Annotated in this window: 18 protein-coding genes; 9 read left to right on the forward strand and 9 right to left on the reverse strand. The window is 60.8% G+C overall.

The window, feature by feature from the left end:
* The 8 genes from AC1DEZ_RS27025 to AC1DEZ_RS27060 all read right to left on the reverse strand — a co-directional run.
* A partial coding sequence (locus AC1DEZ_RS27025) for an aldehyde dehydrogenase family protein (protein WP_476781273.1) occupies positions 1–533 on the reverse strand: 533 nt, incomplete at its 3' end.
* Positions 534–691: 158 nt separating this feature from the next.
* Entirely contained in the window at positions 692–1,453 is a 762-nt protein-coding gene (locus AC1DEZ_RS27030) for a fumarylacetoacetate hydrolase family protein (RefSeq protein ID WP_476781274.1), read from the reverse strand.
* Positions 1,454–1,589: 136 nt separating this feature from the next.
* The gene (locus tag AC1DEZ_RS27035) at positions 1,590–2,438 is read right to left on the reverse strand and encodes a fumarylacetoacetate hydrolase family protein (RefSeq protein WP_476781297.1); all 849 of its coding nucleotides are present in this window, start codon (positions 2,436–2,438) and stop codon (positions 1,590–1,592) included.
* Positions 2,439–2,507: 69 nt separating this feature from the next.
* Positions 2,508–3,782: an ABC transporter substrate-binding protein gene (locus AC1DEZ_RS27040; protein ID WP_476781275.1), complete on the reverse strand. Its 1,275-nt coding sequence runs from the start codon at positions 3,780–3,782 to the stop codon at positions 2,508–2,510.
* Positions 3,783–3,863: 81 nt separating this feature from the next.
* On the reverse strand, positions 3,864–4,712 hold the full coding sequence (locus AC1DEZ_RS27045; protein ID WP_476781276.1) for a carbohydrate ABC transporter permease: 849 nt from the start codon (positions 4,710–4,712) through the stop codon (positions 3,864–3,866).
* A 10-nt stretch (positions 4,713–4,722) separates the two neighbouring features.
* Positions 4,723–5,601: a carbohydrate ABC transporter permease gene (locus AC1DEZ_RS27050; protein ID WP_476781277.1), complete on the reverse strand. Its 879-nt coding sequence runs from the start codon at positions 5,599–5,601 to the stop codon at positions 4,723–4,725.
* Positions 5,602–5,733: 132 nt separating this feature from the next.
* On the reverse strand, positions 5,734–6,786 hold the full coding sequence (locus AC1DEZ_RS27055) for an ABC transporter ATP-binding protein (RefSeq protein ID WP_476781278.1): 1,053 nt from the start codon (positions 6,784–6,786) through the stop codon (positions 5,734–5,736).
* Between the two features lie 169 nt (positions 6,787–6,955).
* The gene (locus AC1DEZ_RS27060; protein WP_476781279.1) at positions 6,956–7,756 is read right to left on the reverse strand and encodes an IclR family transcriptional regulator; all 801 of its coding nucleotides are present in this window, start codon (positions 7,754–7,756) and stop codon (positions 6,956–6,958) included.
* 109 nt (positions 7,757–7,865) lie between these two features.
* Here AC1DEZ_RS27060 and AC1DEZ_RS27065 point away from each other — a divergent pair, with 109 nt between their 5' ends.
* From AC1DEZ_RS27065 to AC1DEZ_RS27095, 7 genes are all read left to right on the forward strand, one after another.
* Entirely contained in the window at positions 7,866–8,627 is a 762-nt protein-coding gene (locus tag AC1DEZ_RS27065) for an SDR family NAD(P)-dependent oxidoreductase (RefSeq protein WP_476781280.1), read from the forward strand.
* Positions 8,628–8,661: 34 nt separating this feature from the next.
* Entirely contained in the window at positions 8,662–9,669 is a 1,008-nt protein-coding gene (locus AC1DEZ_RS27070; protein WP_476781281.1) for a Gfo/Idh/MocA family protein, read from the forward strand.
* A gap of 105 nt (positions 9,670–9,774) precedes the next feature.
* Positions 9,775–10,452 carry a hypothetical protein gene (locus AC1DEZ_RS27075; protein ID WP_476781282.1) on the forward strand — a complete coding sequence of 226 codons (678 nt, stop codon included), beginning with the start codon at positions 9,775–9,777 and terminating at the stop codon, positions 10,450–10,452.
* A gap of 114 nt (positions 10,453–10,566) precedes the next feature.
* Complete coding sequence (locus AC1DEZ_RS27080; RefSeq protein ID WP_476781298.1) at positions 10,567–12,084, forward strand: UxaA family hydrolase; 1,518 nt, start codon at positions 10,567–10,569, stop codon at positions 12,082–12,084.
* Between the two features lie 92 nt (positions 12,085–12,176).
* Complete coding sequence (locus tag AC1DEZ_RS27085; RefSeq protein WP_476781283.1) at positions 12,177–12,977, forward strand: SDR family NAD(P)-dependent oxidoreductase; 801 nt, start codon at positions 12,177–12,179, stop codon at positions 12,975–12,977.
* Positions 12,978–13,056: 79 nt separating this feature from the next.
* Positions 13,057–13,878: a sugar phosphate isomerase/epimerase family protein gene (locus AC1DEZ_RS27090; protein ID WP_476781284.1), complete on the forward strand. Its 822-nt coding sequence runs from the start codon at positions 13,057–13,059 to the stop codon at positions 13,876–13,878.
* A 214-nt stretch (positions 13,879–14,092) separates the two neighbouring features.
* Positions 14,093–15,298, forward strand: a complete 1,206-nt coding sequence (locus AC1DEZ_RS27095) for a fumarylacetoacetate hydrolase family protein (RefSeq protein WP_476781285.1) — start codon at positions 14,093–14,095, stop codon at positions 15,296–15,298.
* Positions 15,299–15,508: 210 nt separating this feature from the next.
* On the opposite strand, the gene AC1DEZ_RS27100 is transcribed toward AC1DEZ_RS27095, so the two are convergent.
* A complete protein-coding gene (locus tag AC1DEZ_RS27100) occupies positions 15,509–16,306 on the reverse strand; it encodes an IclR family transcriptional regulator (RefSeq protein WP_476781286.1) in 798 nt (265 codons plus the stop codon).
* An 11-nt stretch (positions 16,307–16,317) separates the two neighbouring features.
* On the opposite strand from AC1DEZ_RS27100, the gene AC1DEZ_RS27105 reads away from it, so the two are divergent.
* A complete protein-coding gene (locus AC1DEZ_RS27105) occupies positions 16,318–16,605 on the forward strand; it encodes a hypothetical protein (protein ID WP_476781287.1) in 288 nt (95 codons plus the stop codon).
* A gap of 99 nt (positions 16,606–16,704) precedes the next feature.
* Positions 16,705–18,024 carry an ABC transporter substrate-binding protein gene (locus tag AC1DEZ_RS27110; RefSeq protein ID WP_476781288.1) on the forward strand — a complete coding sequence of 440 codons (1,320 nt, stop codon included), beginning with the start codon at positions 16,705–16,707 and terminating at the stop codon, positions 18,022–18,024.
* Positions 18,025–18,059 lie beyond the last annotated feature (35 nt).

Consider the following 18,059-nt stretch of genomic DNA (forward strand, 5'->3'; position numbering starts at 1 on the left):
ACAAGATCGGCCGGCTTCAGGACCACGCAATTGCCCCAGGCGAGCGCCGGCGCGATCTTCCAGGCGGGGATCGCGATCGGGAAGTTCCACGGCGTGATCATGCCGATGATGCCGAGCGGCTCGCGCGTCACCTCCACGCCGACGCCGGGACGCACCGACGGAACCATCTCGCCACCGAGGCGCAAGCACTCACCGGCGAAAAACGCGAAGACCTGGCCGGCGCAGGTCGCCTCGCCGATGCCTTCGGCCAGCGTCTTGCCCTCCTCGCGCGAAAGCAGGCGGCCGAGCTCGTCCTTGCGGGCGAGAATCTCGTCGGAGGCCTTCTTCAGGATGTCGTAGCGCTCCTGCGGGGTGGAGCGGCTCCAGGCCGGGAAAGCGGCCTTGGCGGCGGCGACCGCGTTGTTCAGGTCCTCGACCGAGCCTTGCGTGTACTCGCCGACCACATCGTTCGTGTTCGAGGGGTTGATGTTGCGCGAGGCGTTGGCTCCGCCAGCCCATTCTCCGGCGATGAGGTTTTTGAACGGTCCAGACATATGTCACACCTTCTTGCTCGACCGTTTGGTCGAGAGTCGTTGGTTGGGGAAGTCTCAAGCAGGCGCAGCCTGGAAAGCGGGATCGAGTTGTCCCAGGTCAACGGCGTGAAGGCGCGCGGCACGTCGGCGTGCAATGGGGAGACCAGCGACCGGCGACGCTATTCGAACCGCACCGATACCTGACCAATCTCGGAAACACGCGCCTCCAGCAGGTCAGCAACGGCGATGGGCAGGACTCCGCAAAGGCTACCGGTGGTCACGACTTGCCCCTCCTTCAGTCCCCCGAGATTATCGCTTTGCGCGTTTGCATAGGCGAGCAACGGCAGCAGCGGGTCCTTGGCAGGATGGGACGCAGCGGCTTTGAAAATTGACCGCCCGGCCAATGTCACTTCACAGTCGAGGCCATTGATCTCGCTGAGGGCAGCCGGCGAAACGGTATCGCCGACGACGTAAGCTCGGTTCCCCAGGTTGTCCGCCAGGAACGACAGGAATGGGACGTCCGCGGGGTTCGCGAACCGTCCTCCGATCACTTCGATCCCCAGCACAACCTTGTCGATCGCGTCGAGGATATCTGAGCGCTCATAGGACCCAGCCACCCGGCGGGGGAGATCGCTACGGAGGAAAACCGCGAGCTCGACTTCGACGGTGAATTTGCTTGAATGCGCGATCATTGAGGCGTTGGGATAAACAGACAGGAGGGGAGCCGCCACCGGCAGCCGCTCCGGCCCAATCGCCACTTTCCAACCCGCGATGGGACGAGCCAGCCGCTCGTGCACCTCGGCTTGTACTTGCATCGCGATCGATGGATTTGACGGCTCTGGGAGAGAACCCGCGTCAAGTTCCGCGCCCGTCAGATGGGCGCGGATCAACTCCTCTGCGAGTACGTTTCCTTCGATGCTGGGAGAGTTCTGAAGAGCCATCCTGACCTCGTTACCTAAGGGCCTTCTAGGCCGGTTCTGACACGAAGAAGCGAACCCGATCGCGGAGGCCCAAATGGTGGGCGGCAGTGATTCCACCACGCCCGCAGTGGTCCACCGCCCACCGGGAAAGGCGCTATCACGCTGCGTCGGCGACGACAGTTTGCCTCTGTTCGCCGAGCCCTTCGATGCCAAGCGTCACGACCTGGCCGGGCTGCAGATAGGCGGGCGGCTTCATGCCCTGAGCGACGCCAGCCGGCGTTCCCGTGATGATCACGTCGCCCGGATTGAGCGTCATGAGACCGCTGAGATAGCTGACGATCTCAGCGATGCTGAAAATCATGTTCTCGGTCGTGCCGTCCTGACGTCGCACGCCGTCGACATCGAGCCAAAGCCGGAGAGCTTGAGGGTTGGGCACCTCATCTGCGGTCACGAGCCAAGGCCCGATCGGTCCGAAGGTGTCGCAGCTCTTGCCCTTGGTCCACTGGCCTGTCCCCTCGGTCTGGAAAGCCCGCTCGGAGACATCGTTTGCGAGGAAGTAGCCCGCAACGTGATCCAACGCGCGCTCCTTGGAGACGTATTTGGCCTTCGTCCCGATGACGACACCCAGCTCGACCTCCCAATCGAGTTTGCTGGAGCCGCGCGGCTGAACGATATCATCGTTGGGGCCGACGATCGCGCTTGTCGCCTTCATGAACACGACGGGCTCCGCGGGCGCCTGGTTGCCGGTCTCACGAGCGTGGTCGATGTAATTGAGCCCGATACAGATGAACTTGCTGACGCCGCCGATGCAGGAGCCGATCCGCCCTACGTCGCTAACGATTGGCAGAGTTATCGGGCCAACGGCCGCAATCTGCCGGAGGACATCGGGGGTTACAGACGCACCGTTCACGTCTTGAATGATCCCGCTGAGATCCCGAATTGTGCCGTCGCCTGCAAGAAGAGCAGGCCGCTCCTCGCCCGCCGGTCCATAGCGCAACAACTTCATCTCAAATTCTCCATGAAAGGCGAATGGGTTGGAGAACGCTCCCATCCCACCCGCTTGGCCTTGTGGTGATTACTGCGCCTTGGTCAGCGCTTCGTCGTAGCGCTTGACGACTTCCGCATAGGCGTTCTCTGGCGTTTCATCGCGCAGCACCATTCTCTGGAAGGCTTCGCCGAGGATGGTGTGGAAGGTCGACAGAATTGGGGAGTATGCGACGGCCTGCCCGCGCTGGCTCACCAGTTCGGCCCATTGCTTCTGATTGTTGGCTGCCTCGCTCTGGAGATAAGGCGAGTTGTAGGCCGATTTCCTCGAGACCACCTCGCCGCCTTCGGCCGCAATCGCCTGCGCCTCGGGGGAGATGACGAACTTCATGAAGGTCCAGGCGGCGTCCTGCTTCTTCGAGTTCTTGTTGAGGGCGATGGTGTAGCTGTAAACGGTCTGCTTGTCGGTACCCGAGAAGGAAGGCGCCGGCGCCCAGCCCAGATCGTCGCCCGCCCCTTGGGTCTGAAGGGTCTTAAAGCGATACAGACCGAAGTTGGTCATCGCGATCGTGCCGGATCGCAGGCCGTCATGGACCTCGTTGATCCCCATCTGCGCGCTGCGCAGGGATGTGACTTTACACTTCGTGAAAAGATCTTTGATCGTTGTGCCAGCGCGGATGAAATTCTCTTTCGAGAACGCGATCTTCCCATCAGGAGCGAAGTACCGGCCGTCGGAGCCGACCAGCATCGTGCTTAGAAAGAACTCCGCCAGGCTCTGGGCGCCACCGATGCCGCCGGTTGCGCCGAGCGGAACGGCGAAGCCGTTCACGTTCGGCTGCTTGAATTTTGAGCCCGCAGCGCAAACCTCGTCCCAAGTCTTCGGCGGCGTCACCCCCGCTTCCTGGATGGCGCCCTTGCGATACGTCAGGATCGGGATGCGGAAATCCTGGGGAAGAGCGAAAAGCTTTCCGTCGATCTGGGACGTCGATAGCGGAAGCAGCCAGTCCTCGTCGGGAATCCCATCCTTTTTGACGAGGTCATTCAACGGGACGAGATTGCCCGTGGCTGCGTACTCCGGGAGACCGAAGCTTACAACGCGAATGACGTCTGGCGTGTCGCTACGGGACTTGACCGCCCTGGTGACGGTCGCGCCCGTCGGATCGACCAAGAGCTTGATTTTGATGTCCGGGTACTTGCTCTCGAAAGCCTGGATCATCTTCGTCTGGGCTGCCGACCGAGGATCGTTGGCATTATTCGGATCAAGAAACGTCGAGTAGACGATTTCCGTTGCCTGAGCGATGGCGTGCTCCGTGAATGAAGCGGATACGCTGGCACAGACGGTCAATACCGCTGCTGCCTTGATCATTGCGCGTCGTGACGTAGCAGTCATAGGTGTTTCCCCTCTCTGATTTGTTGTGCTGCCGTGCAGTTATCGATCTTCTGCCGGTCAGCCCTTCACCGCTCCTGCCGTGAGGCCGGAGATGAACCACTTTTGAACAAGGCCGAACATGAGAATGACCGGCATCGATGCGATGACGACGAAGGCCATCATGTACGACCACGAGATGCCAACCGCGTCGAAAACCTGATTGACCAGCGCGACCTGAAGCGTCCGTTTGGCGACCTCGGGCGCAAAGACTGCCACCGTAATGTAGTCGTTCCAGGTCGTGACGATGCCGATCGTAGCGACCGCGGCGATGCCTGGACGTATCAGCGGGAGGATGAGGTTCCAGATGATCTCGAAGCGGTTCGCACCATCCATGAAAGCGGAATCTTCGATCTCGACAGGAACCGCTTCGACGAAATTCGCGATGAACCACACGGTTTGGGGGATAATCCTTGCCGACAGAATGATCGTCACGACGATTCCGCTGTTCAGCAAGCCGACCGAATCGAGCAGGTAATAGGTGGGCACCAGCAGCGCGACGCCAGGCACCATCGACGTCGCCAGGATGACGAGCATCAGCGCGCGCTTGCCTTTGAACGAGAAGCGAGCGGCTGCATAGCCAGCGGGAATGCCGACCAGTAGCGCGAGAACTACGGCACCAACGGCATAGAGAACGGAGTTGAAGAAATCCCGAGCGAAGGACTGGTCTCGAAAGACCTTGAAGTAGTTTTCCAGCGTTGCTTTACTAGGCCAGAGCGTCGGCGGTACGGCTACCGCTTCCACTTCGGTCTTGAACGACGTCGCCAGAGCCCAAGCCACAGGCCCGAGCACAATGACCGCGAAAAACAGGGACATAAGGATCGCGGGGGCGCGCCCGGTTGGGCGACCAGAAGATACAGCTGCGCTCATGTGCCTAATCCTATCCGGTAACGCGACCAGTAAGCCGGGTGTAGAGCACACCGAGGGCAACGTTGATCAACAGGACAACAATCGAGACGACCGCGGTGGGCCCGATGTTGACGGCTTGCACGGTTCCGCGGAACGCTTCGAAGCTTAGAGTCGTGGTCGAGCCGAGCGGTCCGCCGCCTGTCATGACGATAATCAGCGTCATCAAGGTCAGGTACATGATCGACAGGGTCAGTGCTGTGCTGCCGAGCGTCGGGAGGATCTGCGTCAGCGTAACATAGCGAAACTTGATCAGCGGCCCTCCGCCATCAATTTCTACGGCTTCGTAAAGCTCTTTCGGGATGGATTGCATGGCAGCAGTGGCCATGACCATCACGTAGGGAAACGACCACCAGGCAGTGACGATGATGATCAGGGGCAGTGCAAGGCCCGGGTCCCCCAGCATAAGGCCAGGTTCAATCCCAATGGCCTGCATCAAGTAGGGAATAGGCCCGAAAGACGGATTGAGAAGCCAGAGCCAGATACTGCCCACGACCGACATCGACAGCGTCCAGGGGAACAGAATAAAAACCCGCAGAACTGTTCCGGTCGGGCCGGCATTGTTGAGCACGAGGGCCGCGGCCATGCCGAGGACCACCGCGCCCGCAAGCGATCCAACGACGTAAGCCAAAGACACATACACCGTGCTCCAGAATGCCGCCGATCCTAAGACCTCCGTGTAATTCGCGAGCCCGACAAACCCGATGAGATCGTAGTACCTCGTCTTTTGAAAGCTCAACCAACCGACGAAAAAGGTCGGGTAAAGCGTGACCAGAAACAGTACCAATATCGCTGGTGCAAACCAGAGATAGGGTGCCCAAGAGATGCGAGCTTCGCTGTGCGTCTCTGGCATGTCGCCTGTGAGGCCAACTCCTGGGGAGCTGGTCACGGCCTGTGAGCGGCTTGCTGACATTTTTGGGTTCCGTAAAAATTCCCTGGGCAACGGCCGCAGGCCATTGCAGCCAGCGAGCGCATTCACTGTTGCTCAGGAGAGTCGACTGCCGTTGCTTTCGCTGAACACGTGAATGCGCGAGACATCCGGCCTGACGCGAATAGTTTCGCCGGGCTGCGGCAGGTCAGCATCCCGAAAAATGCACACGATGCTTTGCGAGCCATGGCGAGCGATTACCTGCGTCTCGGCCCCCGTCGGCTCAACGACCGCGACGGTAAGTGCCAACCCGTCATCGCTCCTGACGAGATGCTCGGGCCGGACACCATATATGGCGTCGGTGGATAGATGCTGCAGGCTGGCAGGCAGAGGCAGGGCCGACCCGTCCTCAAGGAGGAACCGCCCTTGCTCGCAACGCCCCTTCAGGAAGTTCATTGCCGGAGATCCAATGAATCCGGCGACAAACATATTGGCGGGATTGTTGTAGAGTTCGAGCGGAGCGCCGATCTGCTCGACTAGGCCGTCATGCATCACGACGATCTTGTCGGCCATCGTCATGGCCTCGACCTGGTCGTGCGTGACATAAACGGTCGTGGTCTTGAGGCGTTGATGCAGCTCCTTGATCTCGGTGCGCATCTGCACGCGTAGTTTGGCATCGAGGTTCGACAAAGGCTCGTCGAAGAGGAAGACCTGCGGGTTTCGAACGATCGCACGGCCCATCGCCACGCGCTGACGCTGGCCACCAGACAGCTCGCGGGGATAGCGATCCAGGAGCTTGGTGAGGCTGAGAATTTCCGCCGCGCGCCTCACGCCCGCTTCCCGCTCCTCGCGAGGGGCCTTCTTAAGCTTCAGGGAGAAACCCATATTCTCCGCGACCGTCATGTGGGGATACAGCGCGTAGTTTTGGAAGACCATGGCGATGTCGCGCTCCTTTGGTGGAACGCCGTTCACTGTTCGACCACCGATCTGGACCTCGCCGCCCGAAATATCCTCCAGACCGGCGATCATACGAAGCAGGGTCGACTTTCCACACCCGGAAGGCCCGACCAATGTGACGAACTCTCCGTCACGAATGTCGACAGTCACCCCGTGAATGACAGGCGCGTTCCCATAAGATTTACGGACCGCCTTCAGCTCGACATTCGCCATCAATTCCTCCCTTGGCTCTCGGAGGAGCCGTTTTCTCATTGGCCGTAAGCTGGCTGTTAATGGAATGATATTCCGTTAGCAAGTCTGGTGTCAATGAGAACCTCTTGCGCTCAAGCGGCCCTGCCAAGTCGAGCGCTAATTATTATTATTTTTCATATACTTAATATTATTAAGCTGTCGTCGCCTGCCTCACGGCGGAGGCGATCCGATACGGCCAAAGAGCCGAAAGCTCCTGCGCAGTCGCCTTTACCAGCTCCCCCACTCGTGGAACGACGATAGGCGAGAAGCGATGGATCGGACCGGCAACGCTTACCGTGCCTACGACCTGCTCACCGACACGGATTGCAGCCGCCACGGCGGCAACACCCGGCTCAGCCTCTTCGATCGCAGTGGCCCAGCCTCGCTCCTGCGTCTCATCCAGGGCAGCTGAGAATGTCTGTTTGGTCGTGATGACCCGAGGCCCCCCAACGTCTGATGTTCCCAGTCCACTGGCGACTGCTCGGGCCAAGGCATCATCACGATCAAGGGTCGCTAGCCAAGCTTTTCCGTTGGCCGTCATATGAAGAGGAACTTTTGCTACAAGTTCAGGCTGATAAATCAGGCCGGTACGGGCGCCTTGTGAATGAGCAATCCAGGTTAGTCCGTCTGGGTCTACGATAGCGATTCTGCCGAGTCCTTCCGTCGTGCTCGCCAAGCGATCAAGAATTGGCTGGCAGATGTCAGGAATACGCGTTCCTACCAGAAGACGTTGACCAACGACGGCCAACCGCAACGACAAGCGATAGAAGCCACTGTCAGCGTCCTGCTCGGCCCATCCGAGGTCGCACAGCGTGGTCACAAGCCGATGCGCCGCGCTCTTCGGCACGTCCAGACGGCGGCTGATCTCACCGAGCGGCATCGCGCCAGCGTTCTCGCTCAGCAGGGTGATGAGGTCGAAGCAGCGTTCGACGAGGGATTTGACAAGCCGCATGGCACCACTGTAGCAAGAGGTTGCTGGAACGATATTCCATTAGCATAATTCGCCGGTTTTCGCAAACCGAGGCGGCTCGATAACCAGCCGAGTAATACCGGGAGTGAGCATGACTTCTATTCAGCACGACCTGTCGGGAAAGATTGCCGTGGTCACGGGAGCTGGCCGCGGATTGGGGAAAGCCATTGCCGAGGTTCTCGCCGGCCGCGGCGCTCATGTGGTCATTACCGATCGCTTGCTCGAGCCTGCCGAACTGGCTGCAGCGTCCATCCGAGCCACAGGCGGCAAAGCCAGCCCGATCGCCTTCGACGTGGCTGAGTCCGACCAGGTCGAGGAAGCTTTCGGAAAAATCCGGGCAGAATTCGGCCGAGTGGACATCCTGATCAACAACGCCGGCATCGGCGATTTCGTGAGCTTTCCAGAGATCACCGCGGAAAAGTGGGATCGGATGCTCAACATCCATCTGAAAGGCTCGTTCAATTGCTGCCAGGCAGTGCTCGCCGGCATGAAACAGCAGAAGTACGGCAAGATCGTCAACATCAGTTCCGTGGCCGGAAAGCGCGGCGATTTCATCGGCAATGCGCATTATACCGCTGCCAAGGCCGGAATTATCGGCCTGACGAAATCTCTCGCACTCTACGCCGCCCCATTCGGCGTCAACGTCAATGCCGTCGCGCCCGGACTCTTCGCAACAGAACTCACCGATGGGATGAGCGGCGACATGAAGGCGACGACCATTTCGCGCATTCCCGCCGGCCGCCTCGGTCGCCCTGAAGAGATCGGGCGGGCAACGGCCTTCCTCGCTTCCGACGACGCCAGCTACATCTTCGGCGAGACCCTAAGCGTCAACGGCGGCTCCTACATGGATTGAGTGCTTCGACACTCGCGTTTTCACGGAACTTCCTATGAAGATCGCAATATTCGACGTCAGCCATTGGCATTTCCCGCTCTACATCCCGGCGCTCGGCGATCCGGGTGTCGAGATAGTCGGCATCTCCGATAGCGAAGCGTTTTCGGGGGCGCGTTTCGCGCACCAGCTGAACTGCAAGCTTTTCGGTTCGAACGAAGAGCTGCTCAAAGAAGATTTCGACTTCGCCCTCGTGTTTAGCCGCCATTCCAGGATGGCAGCCTTGGCCGAGCGCCTGACTGACCGCGGAATCCCATTTCTGATCGAGAAGCCTTGCGGCCTCAATCTGAAAGAGGTTCGACGCATCCGGCAGCTGGCCGAGCGGCGGCGCGTTCACGTCACCGTTCCGTTTATCAACCGGGTAAGCGACTGGGCTTCACGTTTGTCGCCGGCCGAAGGTTTTACGCCGGAAGGCTTTCAGCATCTGTCATTCAGATTCATCGTAGGCCTGGCTGATCGCTATGAGCGAAACGGGAACAGCTGGATGCTGGACAACCGACAGGCAGGCGGCGGTTCGCTCCTGAATGTCGGTATTCATTTTATCGATCTGATCTCGTCCTTCACGGGCGCCCCGATCACTCATGTTTCGGCTCAGGCTCGGACGTTCCGCCCCGAGGTCACCGTCGACGAGCAGGCCATCCTGTCCTGCCAGAATGCGGCGGGCCAAATTGGCGTGATCGAAACCGGTTACCTGTATCCGTCAACGGCAGAAGACCAGCGCGACTTTGCGTTTTCGATCTCGCATACCTCCTCCTACGTGCGAGCGTATGCTGACCAGCTCTATGTGAAAGGCCGCGACCAACAGCCGGGGCGCTCCACCACTGTCGAGTTCAATACCGACGAATATTACCCGGTGTTTCTCCGACGCAGTTGGGCGGATCTGGCCGAAGGCCGAGCGCCCGTCGCAGGTCTACGCGAGGCGGAACACGCGATCGCCGTCCTCGAGGCAGCATACCGTTCCGCGGCCAACGGCGGCACGCCCCAAACGGTCGAACACGCACCTTAGACCCACACCCGGCCAGTAGCTCGATCCAGCTGCGACGCTATCGCGTTCGCCGGCCTCCTGGATCGGACGAACGCAACGGGAAAACCAACGAGCGAGGAGCTTCCCATGTCTTTGTCAGGATCAGGCGTTATCGCCATATGGAACGATATCACCGATGAAGGTCGGGCCAATTTTTATGAATGGCACGACCGCGAGCATATCCCGGAGCGGGTTGGAATTCCGGGCTTTCTGCGCGGTCGCCGTTACATCGCTTTGTCGGGCACGCCGGAATATTTCACGCTCTACGAGGTTCAGCACAAGTCGGTGCTCACCGGTGCGGATTATCTGGCGCGGCTGAACAGTCCGACCGAATGGACCACGCGCTCCGTCCAGCACTTCAGGAACACCTCTCGATCGCTGTGCGACGTCGAGGTCTCGCTAGGCGCGGGATCGGGTGGCTTCATCGGGACCATCCGCTTCGATTGCGAGCCAGGCCAGGATCCGGAAATTCTCAAGACACTCTCCGAATCCATGCTGCCTAAGGTGGCGCAAACAGCTGCGATCTCAGCAGTGCATATCTGCCGGGCTGATGAGAGCGCGAGCAACGTCAAGACAGCCGAGCAGCGTGGGCGAGCCGCAAACATGGTTCCTCGTTGGGTACTCATGGTGGAGGGAGCCACGCAGGAAGCGGTCGAGCATGTCGTGGCCACTCATCTGAGCCCCGCAGTGCTCAGTGACTTAGGCGCGCCGGAAGCCCTGCACGGAATCTACCGTTTGCAGTTCGACCTCGTCGGCACCCGTTGAGATCAACTTGGCGCCTCGAGGCGCCAAGGCCAGCTCTCACGGGCACGGCCGACTAGCAAGAACAGCGCGCCTACCTTGGTCGACGCGCAGTTTCGCGAACAGGAAACCGGGACAATGCACCCAGTAATACGCCTTCACACGGACGATAATGTCGTCATTGCGCGCGCGGCGTTGCTGGCTGGCACGCCCGTTGCCGACGGGGTCGTGACCTCCGCTCGCATTCCTGCAGGCCACAAGGTCGCTGCACGGGCGATCGTTCAAGGCGAGCCTGTTCGCCGCTACAATCAGGTCATCGGGTTTGCGACCACCGATATCGCCCCTGGAGAGCACGTCCACGTTCACAACATGGGAATGGGCGATTTTGCGAAGGACTATGCTTACGGCCAAGACGTAAGGCCTACTGATTATGTCGAAGTCCCAGCCACATTCGAAGGCATTCGCCGCCCGGATGGCCGCGTCGCAACGCGCAACTACATCGGCATTCTCACCTCGGTGAATTGCAGTGCTCATGTGGCAGGCCTCGTTGCCGACGCTTTCAAGCGACATCCACTTCTCGGAATCGAGCCGCTAGCGGGCTATCCGAATGTCGATGGCGTTGTTGCGCTGACGCATAAGACCGGCTGCGGCATGGCCGAGGGAGAACCATTGCAGCTCTTGCGGCGGACGCTCGCCGGCTATGCGCGCCACCCCAATTTCTCTCACATCGTCGTGCTCGGGCTCGGTTGCGAGGTGAATCAGATTGGCGCGATGCTCAAGGAGCACAACCTGACCGATCGCATCCGCAACATGGATATCCAGGCGATGGGCGGCACCCGCAAGACGGTGGAAGCCGGCATGGATTTTGTGCGGGAGGTTCTCACTGATGCCAACCGCGTGCATCGGGAGACCGTTCCCGCGAGCGAGCTCAAGATCGCCCTGCAGTGCGGCGGATCGGACGGTTACTCCGGCGTCTCGGCCAATCCCGCCCTCGGCGTCGCAAGCGATCTCGTCGTGCGCAATGGCGGCACAGTAATTCTGTCGGAAACGACGGAAACTTACGGCGCCGAGCACCTCTTCACCCGGCGTGCCGTCAGCCGGGAAGTCGGCGAGAAGCTGGTGAGCCTCATGACCTGGTGGGAGGAATATACCCGCAAGCACGGGGCGGAGATCAACGCAAACCCCTCTCCTGGCAACAAGGCTGGAGGACTGACGACGATTCTCGAAAAGTCGCTCGGCGCCATGGCCAAGGCTGGCAGCACCAACCTTGTGGACGTGATCAAGTATGCGGAGGCGGTAACCGCGAAGGGGTTCGTGTTCATGGATACGCCGGGTTTCGATCCGGTCTCGGCGACTGGTCAGGTCGCAGGCGGCGCAAACGTGGTGTGCTTCACCACCGGGCGAGGCAGCGTGTTTGGCTGCAAGCCTGCCCCATCGATCAAGATCGCGACCAACACGCCTCTCTACACGCGCATGGAGGAGGACATGGACGTAAACTGCGGCACGATCCTCGATGGCGAGGAGACCGTGTCGGAAGCCGGACAGCGGATCTTCGACCTCATTCTTCGGGTCGCCTCCGGCGAGCGCACCAAGAGCGAACTCTTCGATTTTGGATCGGCCGAGTTCGCTCCCTGGCCGCTCGGCGTCACGGTTTGAGGCGCGACAGCAGCCCCTGAAACGCATCTGAAGGACCCGTCGCGCAGGCGGGTCTCCCAATACACAAGTCTCGTTCTGAGGAGGAGCGATCAATGAGAGCCTTAGTGAGCGGCGCAAGCCGCGGGATCGGAGCGGCGGTCTGCCTACGGATCACCGAAGCAGCGCTCGCCCGAGGCGAGCGTCCGAAGATCGCGGTCTGTGGCCGGGAATCTTCCGACACGCAGGAGGAGGTTGCGCGCCAAGTGCGCGAACTCGGCGGTGAGGCCATCGCACTCAGCGGCGACCTCGGCGACGTCGATGCCCCCGCGCGGCTCGTCGATGCGGCGGCGGCGGCGTTTGGAGGGCTGGACGCGCTGGTCGCTAACGCGGGTGTGGCGAAACCCGGGAAGATCAGCGATCTGTCGCTCGACGAGTGGGAGCGAATGTTCGCAATCAACCTGCGCGGGGCGTGGCTCCTGGCAAAGCACAGCTATCCGCATTTGAAGGCAAGCCGCGGCGCAGCCTGCTTCACCTCTTCGATGTCAGGGCAGGTGCCGCACGCAGGCTCGGGCGCCTACAGCCCCACCAAGGCCGCTCTGGCCATGCTCGCCCAGACGCTGGCGCTGGAATGGGCGCCGGACGGCATCCGCGTCAACGTCGTCTCGCCCGGCATGACGCAAACGCCGATGTCCGCGAAGATGTATGCCGACCCGGCCATCAAGGCGGCGCGCGAGAAGCTCATTCCGCTCGGGCGGATCGGGCAGCCAAGAGACATCGCCAATGCGATCGAGTTCCTGGTCAGCCCGCTGGCGGGCTATGTGACCGGGCAGGATCTCTGCGTCGACGGTGGGTTCAGCAAGTCGATCCTGAGCCACATACCCGGGCGACCCAGCTCGGCGCCCCAAAGTGCGTGACGCAGACAGCGCCGGCACGCGGCTGTCGCGCTGTTGGCGCGTTGTCGCGGCCGGACGATGTCCTCGGAGGACCATTCGCATGATCATCAATACCTTCTCATACCTCTGGTCGGCGACCGCAATCGACGCGATCGTCGAGCTCAGCGATCACGGTTTCAGTGTCTTCGAGGTGCCTATCAGCGCGCCACATTGCTGGCCGGACGAGATGGCGCCAGCCGCGCGCGCAACGGCGCGGCGGCGATTGCAGGACTGCGGAGCCAGCGTGAGGTCGCTTAACGCAGGTGGATACGACATCAACCTGGCGAGTCCGGCTGCGAACATGAGACGCAAGAGCACCGATCACATCAAGGACGTGATCGACCTCGCCTATGCCTGGGGTGCGGTCGACGTGGTGATCTCGCCGGGCACGCGCCGCCCGATGATCTCGCCTTCGCTGGAGCAGACGTTCGGCTGGCTGTACGAGAGCCTGGACGTTCTCCTGCCGCGGGCTGAACAGGCCGGAGTCCGGCTGCTGCTGGAAAACACGCCGTATTGCTTCCGGCCGACTTTCGCCGAGATGCTCGGTGTGGTCCAGGAGGTAGGCAGCGACCGCCTGAAAATCGTCTACGACGTCGCGAACGCGGCCTACATTGAGGAAGATCCCGTCGCCTGCCTTCTGTCGGGACATTCGGCGATCGGACTTGTGCATATCTCCGATACCGGGCTCGACATCTGGGGCCATGATCCGATCGGGACCGGGGTCATCGATTTCGAGGCGCTGGGAAAAGCAGTCGAAGCGACCTGCAAGATCGAGAACGTCGTTCTCGAAATCATTCGCGAGAAAGAGCCCTTGCAATCAATCAACACGGGCATCGCCGAGCTGCAGAAGAGGGGTTGGAATCTCAAGTCCTCGGGCCGGTGATAGGCTGTAGAGATCACCCGGGTGGAGCTGCCATAAGCAAAGATGAACATTTCGCTTTGAGGCGGGTCAGCTGTCCCACTCCGCATACTGCGAAGCCCCAAGACAGCGGAGATCTGAACGATCTTCTGGCGCCCTTTAACGACAGTCCAGAGTTCTTACGCTTCCAGGCGCGCCCGTGCCGCCTCTGCTTGAAAATGCGAACGGAAGACAGGCAATGAATTCACCGGCATGGCCCTTCGGCAACCCCCGTCAAACTCTGCCTGTCGATGGCTACGACGGTGCGCTTGCTGGGAGGGTTTGGCGACCAGGCATCGGACCTTCGGTGGTGGCGATCCGTCAGGATGGCATCTTCGACATATCTTCTGCCGTCCCCACCATGAGCCAGCTCGCGGACATGGGCGACCCAGCCGGCTTTCTGAGGGCCGCTGCGGGCGAATTGGTGGGCTCTCTCGATGAGATCATTGCGAACACGATGCCGGATAGCAGAGATCCGTCGCGTCCCTGGCTGCTTGCGCCCATCGACCTGCAGGTGGTCAAGGCTGCCGGCGTGACCTTTGCAGTTTCCATGCTGGAGCGCGTGATCGAGGAGCGGGCAAGAGGCGATGCCAGCGCGGCGGCAGCCATTCGAGCCGAGGTCTTGCGCCTGGTGGGTGATGATTTGAGCCGATTGAAGCCCGGTTCAACGGAAGCTGCGAGGCTCAAGGACGTGCTGGTCGCTCAAGGGGCCTGGAGCCAGTATCTTGAAGTCGGGATCGGCCCGGATGCCGAGGTGTTCACCAAGGCGCCCACCCTTTCCGCTGTCGGCGCTTTCATGGATGCAGGGCTTCATCCGGGGTCGACCTGGAACAACCCAGAACCCGAGGTCGTCGTCGTGGTCAAGGCCGACGGCAGAATCGTGGGTGCGACCCTGGGAAACGACGTGAATCTGCGCGATTTCGAAGGCCGCTCCGCGTTGCTCCTCTCCAAGGCGAAAGACAACAACGCCTCGTGTGCCGTCGGGCCCTTCATCCGGTTTTTCGACGAGACGTTTTCTCTCGACGACGTACGCAAGACGACTGTGACGCTGACGGTCGAGGGAGAGGACGGATTCCGGATGGAGGGGTCGTCTTCCATCTCCGAGATCAGTCGCGATCCCGAGGATCTGGTGGCTCAGACCCTCGGTCCGCATCACCAATATCCGGATGGCTTCGTCCTGTTCCTCGGCACGATGTTCGCACCGACGCAGGATCGCGATCAGCCGGGCATGGGCTTCACCCATAAGACCGGTGATATCGTCACCATCGCCGCGCCCGGATTGGGGGCACTGGTCAACCGCATGAAGCCGAGCTCGGCCTGCGAGCCCTGGACTTTTGGCCTCGGCGCATTCATGGCCAATCTTGCTGGCCGAGGTCTGCTCCGCGAAAGCGTGCGTCGCTCCTAGCTCAAGATTGTGCCCGATGCGCTTGGCGGATCAGGATGAGACGCATGCCGTCGGGCTTGAGCGTCCTTCCGGACGTTGGCGACGAGCTGCTACACCCTCATGCTCGATCAGGAGATCATCAGCATCAAGCGAGTGCAGGCCCCCAGGACTGCCACGAAGCGCCGAACCGAAAGCCTTGCCTTAAGCCGCCAAGAATCCTGAAAATGATGTTCAGATATCAATATCAAGATATTGCGGCTTTACCGGCCATATGCTGCCGATTTGACTGGCGGCGGCTTTGAGATCTGGAACGAATTCGGCGATCTTTTGATTGCTGAGCCTAAAGATGGGGCCGGCAAAACTGACGCACCCAACCGCTGGTCCGCCAGAACGGCGCTCGATCGCGGCCGCTACGGTCACAAGGCCTTCGATCGTTTCTTCAAAGGAGGTCGCAAATCCATTATCTCGCACCGCTGCGAGAGCGATCCGCAAGCTCGAAGTGTCTGTCACGCTGGTCTTCAAGGGCAATTGCGGGACGGTGAAGCCACGTTCGGTCACGACGTCCTCCGCCTCTTGTGGATCAAGCGTCGCGAGCCAGGCGCGGCCGTTTGCGGTCCCATTGAGGCTAGCCGGCTTTCGGCCCATGTCGGGATCGAACCGAATGCCACCCAAGGCGCCTTGAGCATTGGCGATGAAGTAGAGTTCACCGTGTTCGACAATAGCCAGTCGGACGAGCTCGCCGGTGCGCGCCGCCAACCGGTCGAGGATCGGCTGGCAGACTTCAATTAAGCCGGAACTCCCGAAAAACCGCAGAGCGAGCGCCGCAGTCCTTACGCTCAATCGGTAACGCTGCGTCTCGCGATCCTGGCTGACAAAGTCCCGCTTCATCATAACGGTCAGCACCCGGAAGGTTTCGCTCTTTGAGGCATTCAGACGGCGCGCGATCTCGGAAACCGGCAATCCGGTTGGGTAATCGGCCAGCAGGTCGAGCATGTCGAGGACGCGGTCGATCATCGAGCCGGCGGGCATGGATGCACTCCGTGGAGGAAACGCGAGGTGATAGCCGGCAGTGGGCCGAGGTCAAGTACCCCCAATTGCATTTACGAACGCTGTTCGGTTATGAATTGTTCAAGCGTACCGCAGTGCACGCATTTCAGGGAGCGGCGTCCGATATGAGCGACGCATATCAAGTCTCGGTTGCCGACGATCAGCGAGCTTCCACCGTGCGCGATTGGCCGTGGCTCGCGCCGGTATCGCGGCTATCGAGAGTGCTCACGCTCTATCGGACCGCGGCGGTCCATGCGGCCGTGCGTATTCAGTTTCAGTGATGGTTCAGGGCTTAGGCCAACCGCCAGCACCGTGAAGATCTGTCGAGACCGGGCCTGCTGCCGCCGACGAGGAACCCAGTCCGAGAAAAGGGGAGGACTATGAAGACATCGATCCAGACGAGGAATTCAAGCGCCAGCCGCCGCCAGTTCGCGCTGCTTGCCGCTACAACAGTGCTGGCGCTCGGCGCTGTTGCGATGGCGCCCGCCCATGCCCAACAGGTCGAGATTGCTTACGCAACCTTCCTTGATCCCAACAACAAGGCGGATCCGCGTGCCGCGGCACAGACAAGGATGATCGAGGCCTTCGAGAAGGCCAATCCGAACATCAAGGTCAAGGTCGTGATCGACCCCACTCAGGCCGCCTCTTCGCGAGCGTTCCGGAGCAAGTCGGACTCCCCCGACATCGCGCGCTTCGCCAACTGGTCGATCTCGGAAATCGTCGCCACGGGCTCGGTATTGCCCCTCGACGACCTGCTGAAACGCGACAATGTCAGCGAGGCTGACTGGCTGCTCCCGCTGTCTCAGACCAAGGTCGGCGGCAAGATCTACGGGATGCAGCAGGATTACCGTATCCCGGTTTTGCTCTATCGCAAGAGCTTGCTCGACAAAGCCGGGGTCACTCCGCCAAAGACTTGGGACGAGGCTTGCGTCGCAGGTGGCAAGCTGAATAAGGACGGTGTCACAGGTTACGCCATTCCGCTCGGGTCAAGCGGCGGTGTCGGTGGCGCTCAGGCGCTGGCCGAGAATCTGTTCAGCTCGATGGTGACGGAAACCGGAGGTCGCTATTTCGCGGATGACGGCCGTTCCTTCCAAGCGTCGCGAGAGGCTGTGATCCGGACGCTCCAGACGATCCGGGACATGTACGGCAAGTGCAAGGCGACGCCGACGACCAACGCGCAGTTTGGATACAGCGAAACCCATGACGGCCTGCGCGCCGGTACGATCGCGCAAGCGACCTTTGGACTGTTCCGCTTCCGCGCCATCCAGTCCGGCGGCGCCGGCAACGATCTCGCATGGGCGCCGCCGCCCGCCTTCGCGCCCGACGGCAAGATGGTGACCTATGGCTTTCAGATCGTCGTCAACGCCAATTCTCCTCGGCGCGAGGCGGCGTGGGCCTTCACCAAGTTCATGACCGGCCCCGACGCGCAGGCGATCGCAGCCGAAGGCGGCGAGGTGGTATCGCGCACCTCTGCTTATAGCGCCCCTTATTTCAAGCAGCCGGACGCGGCCAATCAACTTGCCTGGGCGGAGTTGATCAAGTCCCGCGGCAAGATGGTCAACTATTCCGTCGTCAGTTCGACCTTCAACCAGATCCTCGGCGACGCCACGGTGCGGATGATCCTGCGCAACAGCACAGCCGATGAAGCCTATGCCGAGATCGTGGCCAAATACGACGAGGCCCTGAAGAAGGCGCAATAGCGACCGCAGGCGGGATCCGGCGCGCGAGTGCACCG

This window comes from Allobosea sp. 10L422, assembly GCF_056395345.1.

Coding starts and splice junctions, on each gene's coding strand:
- AC1DEZ_RS27110 (WP_476781288.1), top strand. CDS start 16,705: ATGAAGACATCGATCCAGACGAGGAATTCAAGCGCCAGCCGCCGCCAG.
- AC1DEZ_RS27095 (WP_476781285.1), top strand. CDS start 14,093: ATGAATTCACCGGCATGGCCCTTCGGCAACCCCCGTCAAACTCTGCCT.
- AC1DEZ_RS27060 (WP_476781279.1), bottom strand. CDS start 7,756: ATGCGGCTTGTCAAATCCCTCGTCGAACGCTGCTTCGACCTCATCACC.
- AC1DEZ_RS27090 (WP_476781284.1), top strand. CDS start 13,057: ATGATCATCAATACCTTCTCATACCTCTGGTCGGCGACCGCAATCGAC.
- AC1DEZ_RS27070 (WP_476781281.1), top strand. CDS start 8,662: ATGAAGATCGCAATATTCGACGTCAGCCATTGGCATTTCCCGCTCTAC.
- AC1DEZ_RS27075 (WP_476781282.1), top strand. CDS start 9,775: ATGTCTTTGTCAGGATCAGGCGTTATCGCCATATGGAACGATATCACC.
- AC1DEZ_RS27050 (WP_476781277.1), bottom strand. CDS start 5,601: ATGCCAGAGACGCACAGCGAAGCTCGCATCTCTTGGGCACCCTATCTC.
- AC1DEZ_RS27100 (WP_476781286.1), bottom strand. CDS start 16,306: ATGCCCGCCGGCTCGATGATCGACCGCGTCCTCGACATGCTCGACCTG.
- AC1DEZ_RS27035 (WP_476781297.1), bottom strand. CDS start 2,438: ATGAAGTTGTTGCGCTATGGACCGGCGGGCGAGGAGCGGCCTGCTCTT.
- AC1DEZ_RS27080 (WP_476781298.1), top strand. CDS start 10,567: ATGCACCCAGTAATACGCCTTCACACGGACGATAATGTCGTCATTGCG.
- AC1DEZ_RS27045 (WP_476781276.1), bottom strand. CDS start 4,712: ATGAGCGCAGCTGTATCTTCTGGTCGCCCAACCGGGCGCGCCCCCGCG.
- AC1DEZ_RS27065 (WP_476781280.1), top strand. CDS start 7,866: ATGACTTCTATTCAGCACGACCTGTCGGGAAAGATTGCCGTGGTCACG.
- AC1DEZ_RS27055 (WP_476781278.1), bottom strand. CDS start 6,786: ATGGCGAATGTCGAGCTGAAGGCGGTCCGTAAATCTTATGGGAACGCG.
- AC1DEZ_RS27030 (WP_476781274.1), bottom strand. CDS start 1,453: ATGGCTCTTCAGAACTCTCCCAGCATCGAAGGAAACGTACTCGCAGAG.
- AC1DEZ_RS27040 (WP_476781275.1), bottom strand. CDS start 3,782: ATGATCAAGGCAGCAGCGGTATTGACCGTCTGTGCCAGCGTATCCGCT.
- AC1DEZ_RS27085 (WP_476781283.1), top strand. CDS start 12,177: ATGAGAGCCTTAGTGAGCGGCGCAAGCCGCGGGATCGGAGCGGCGGTC.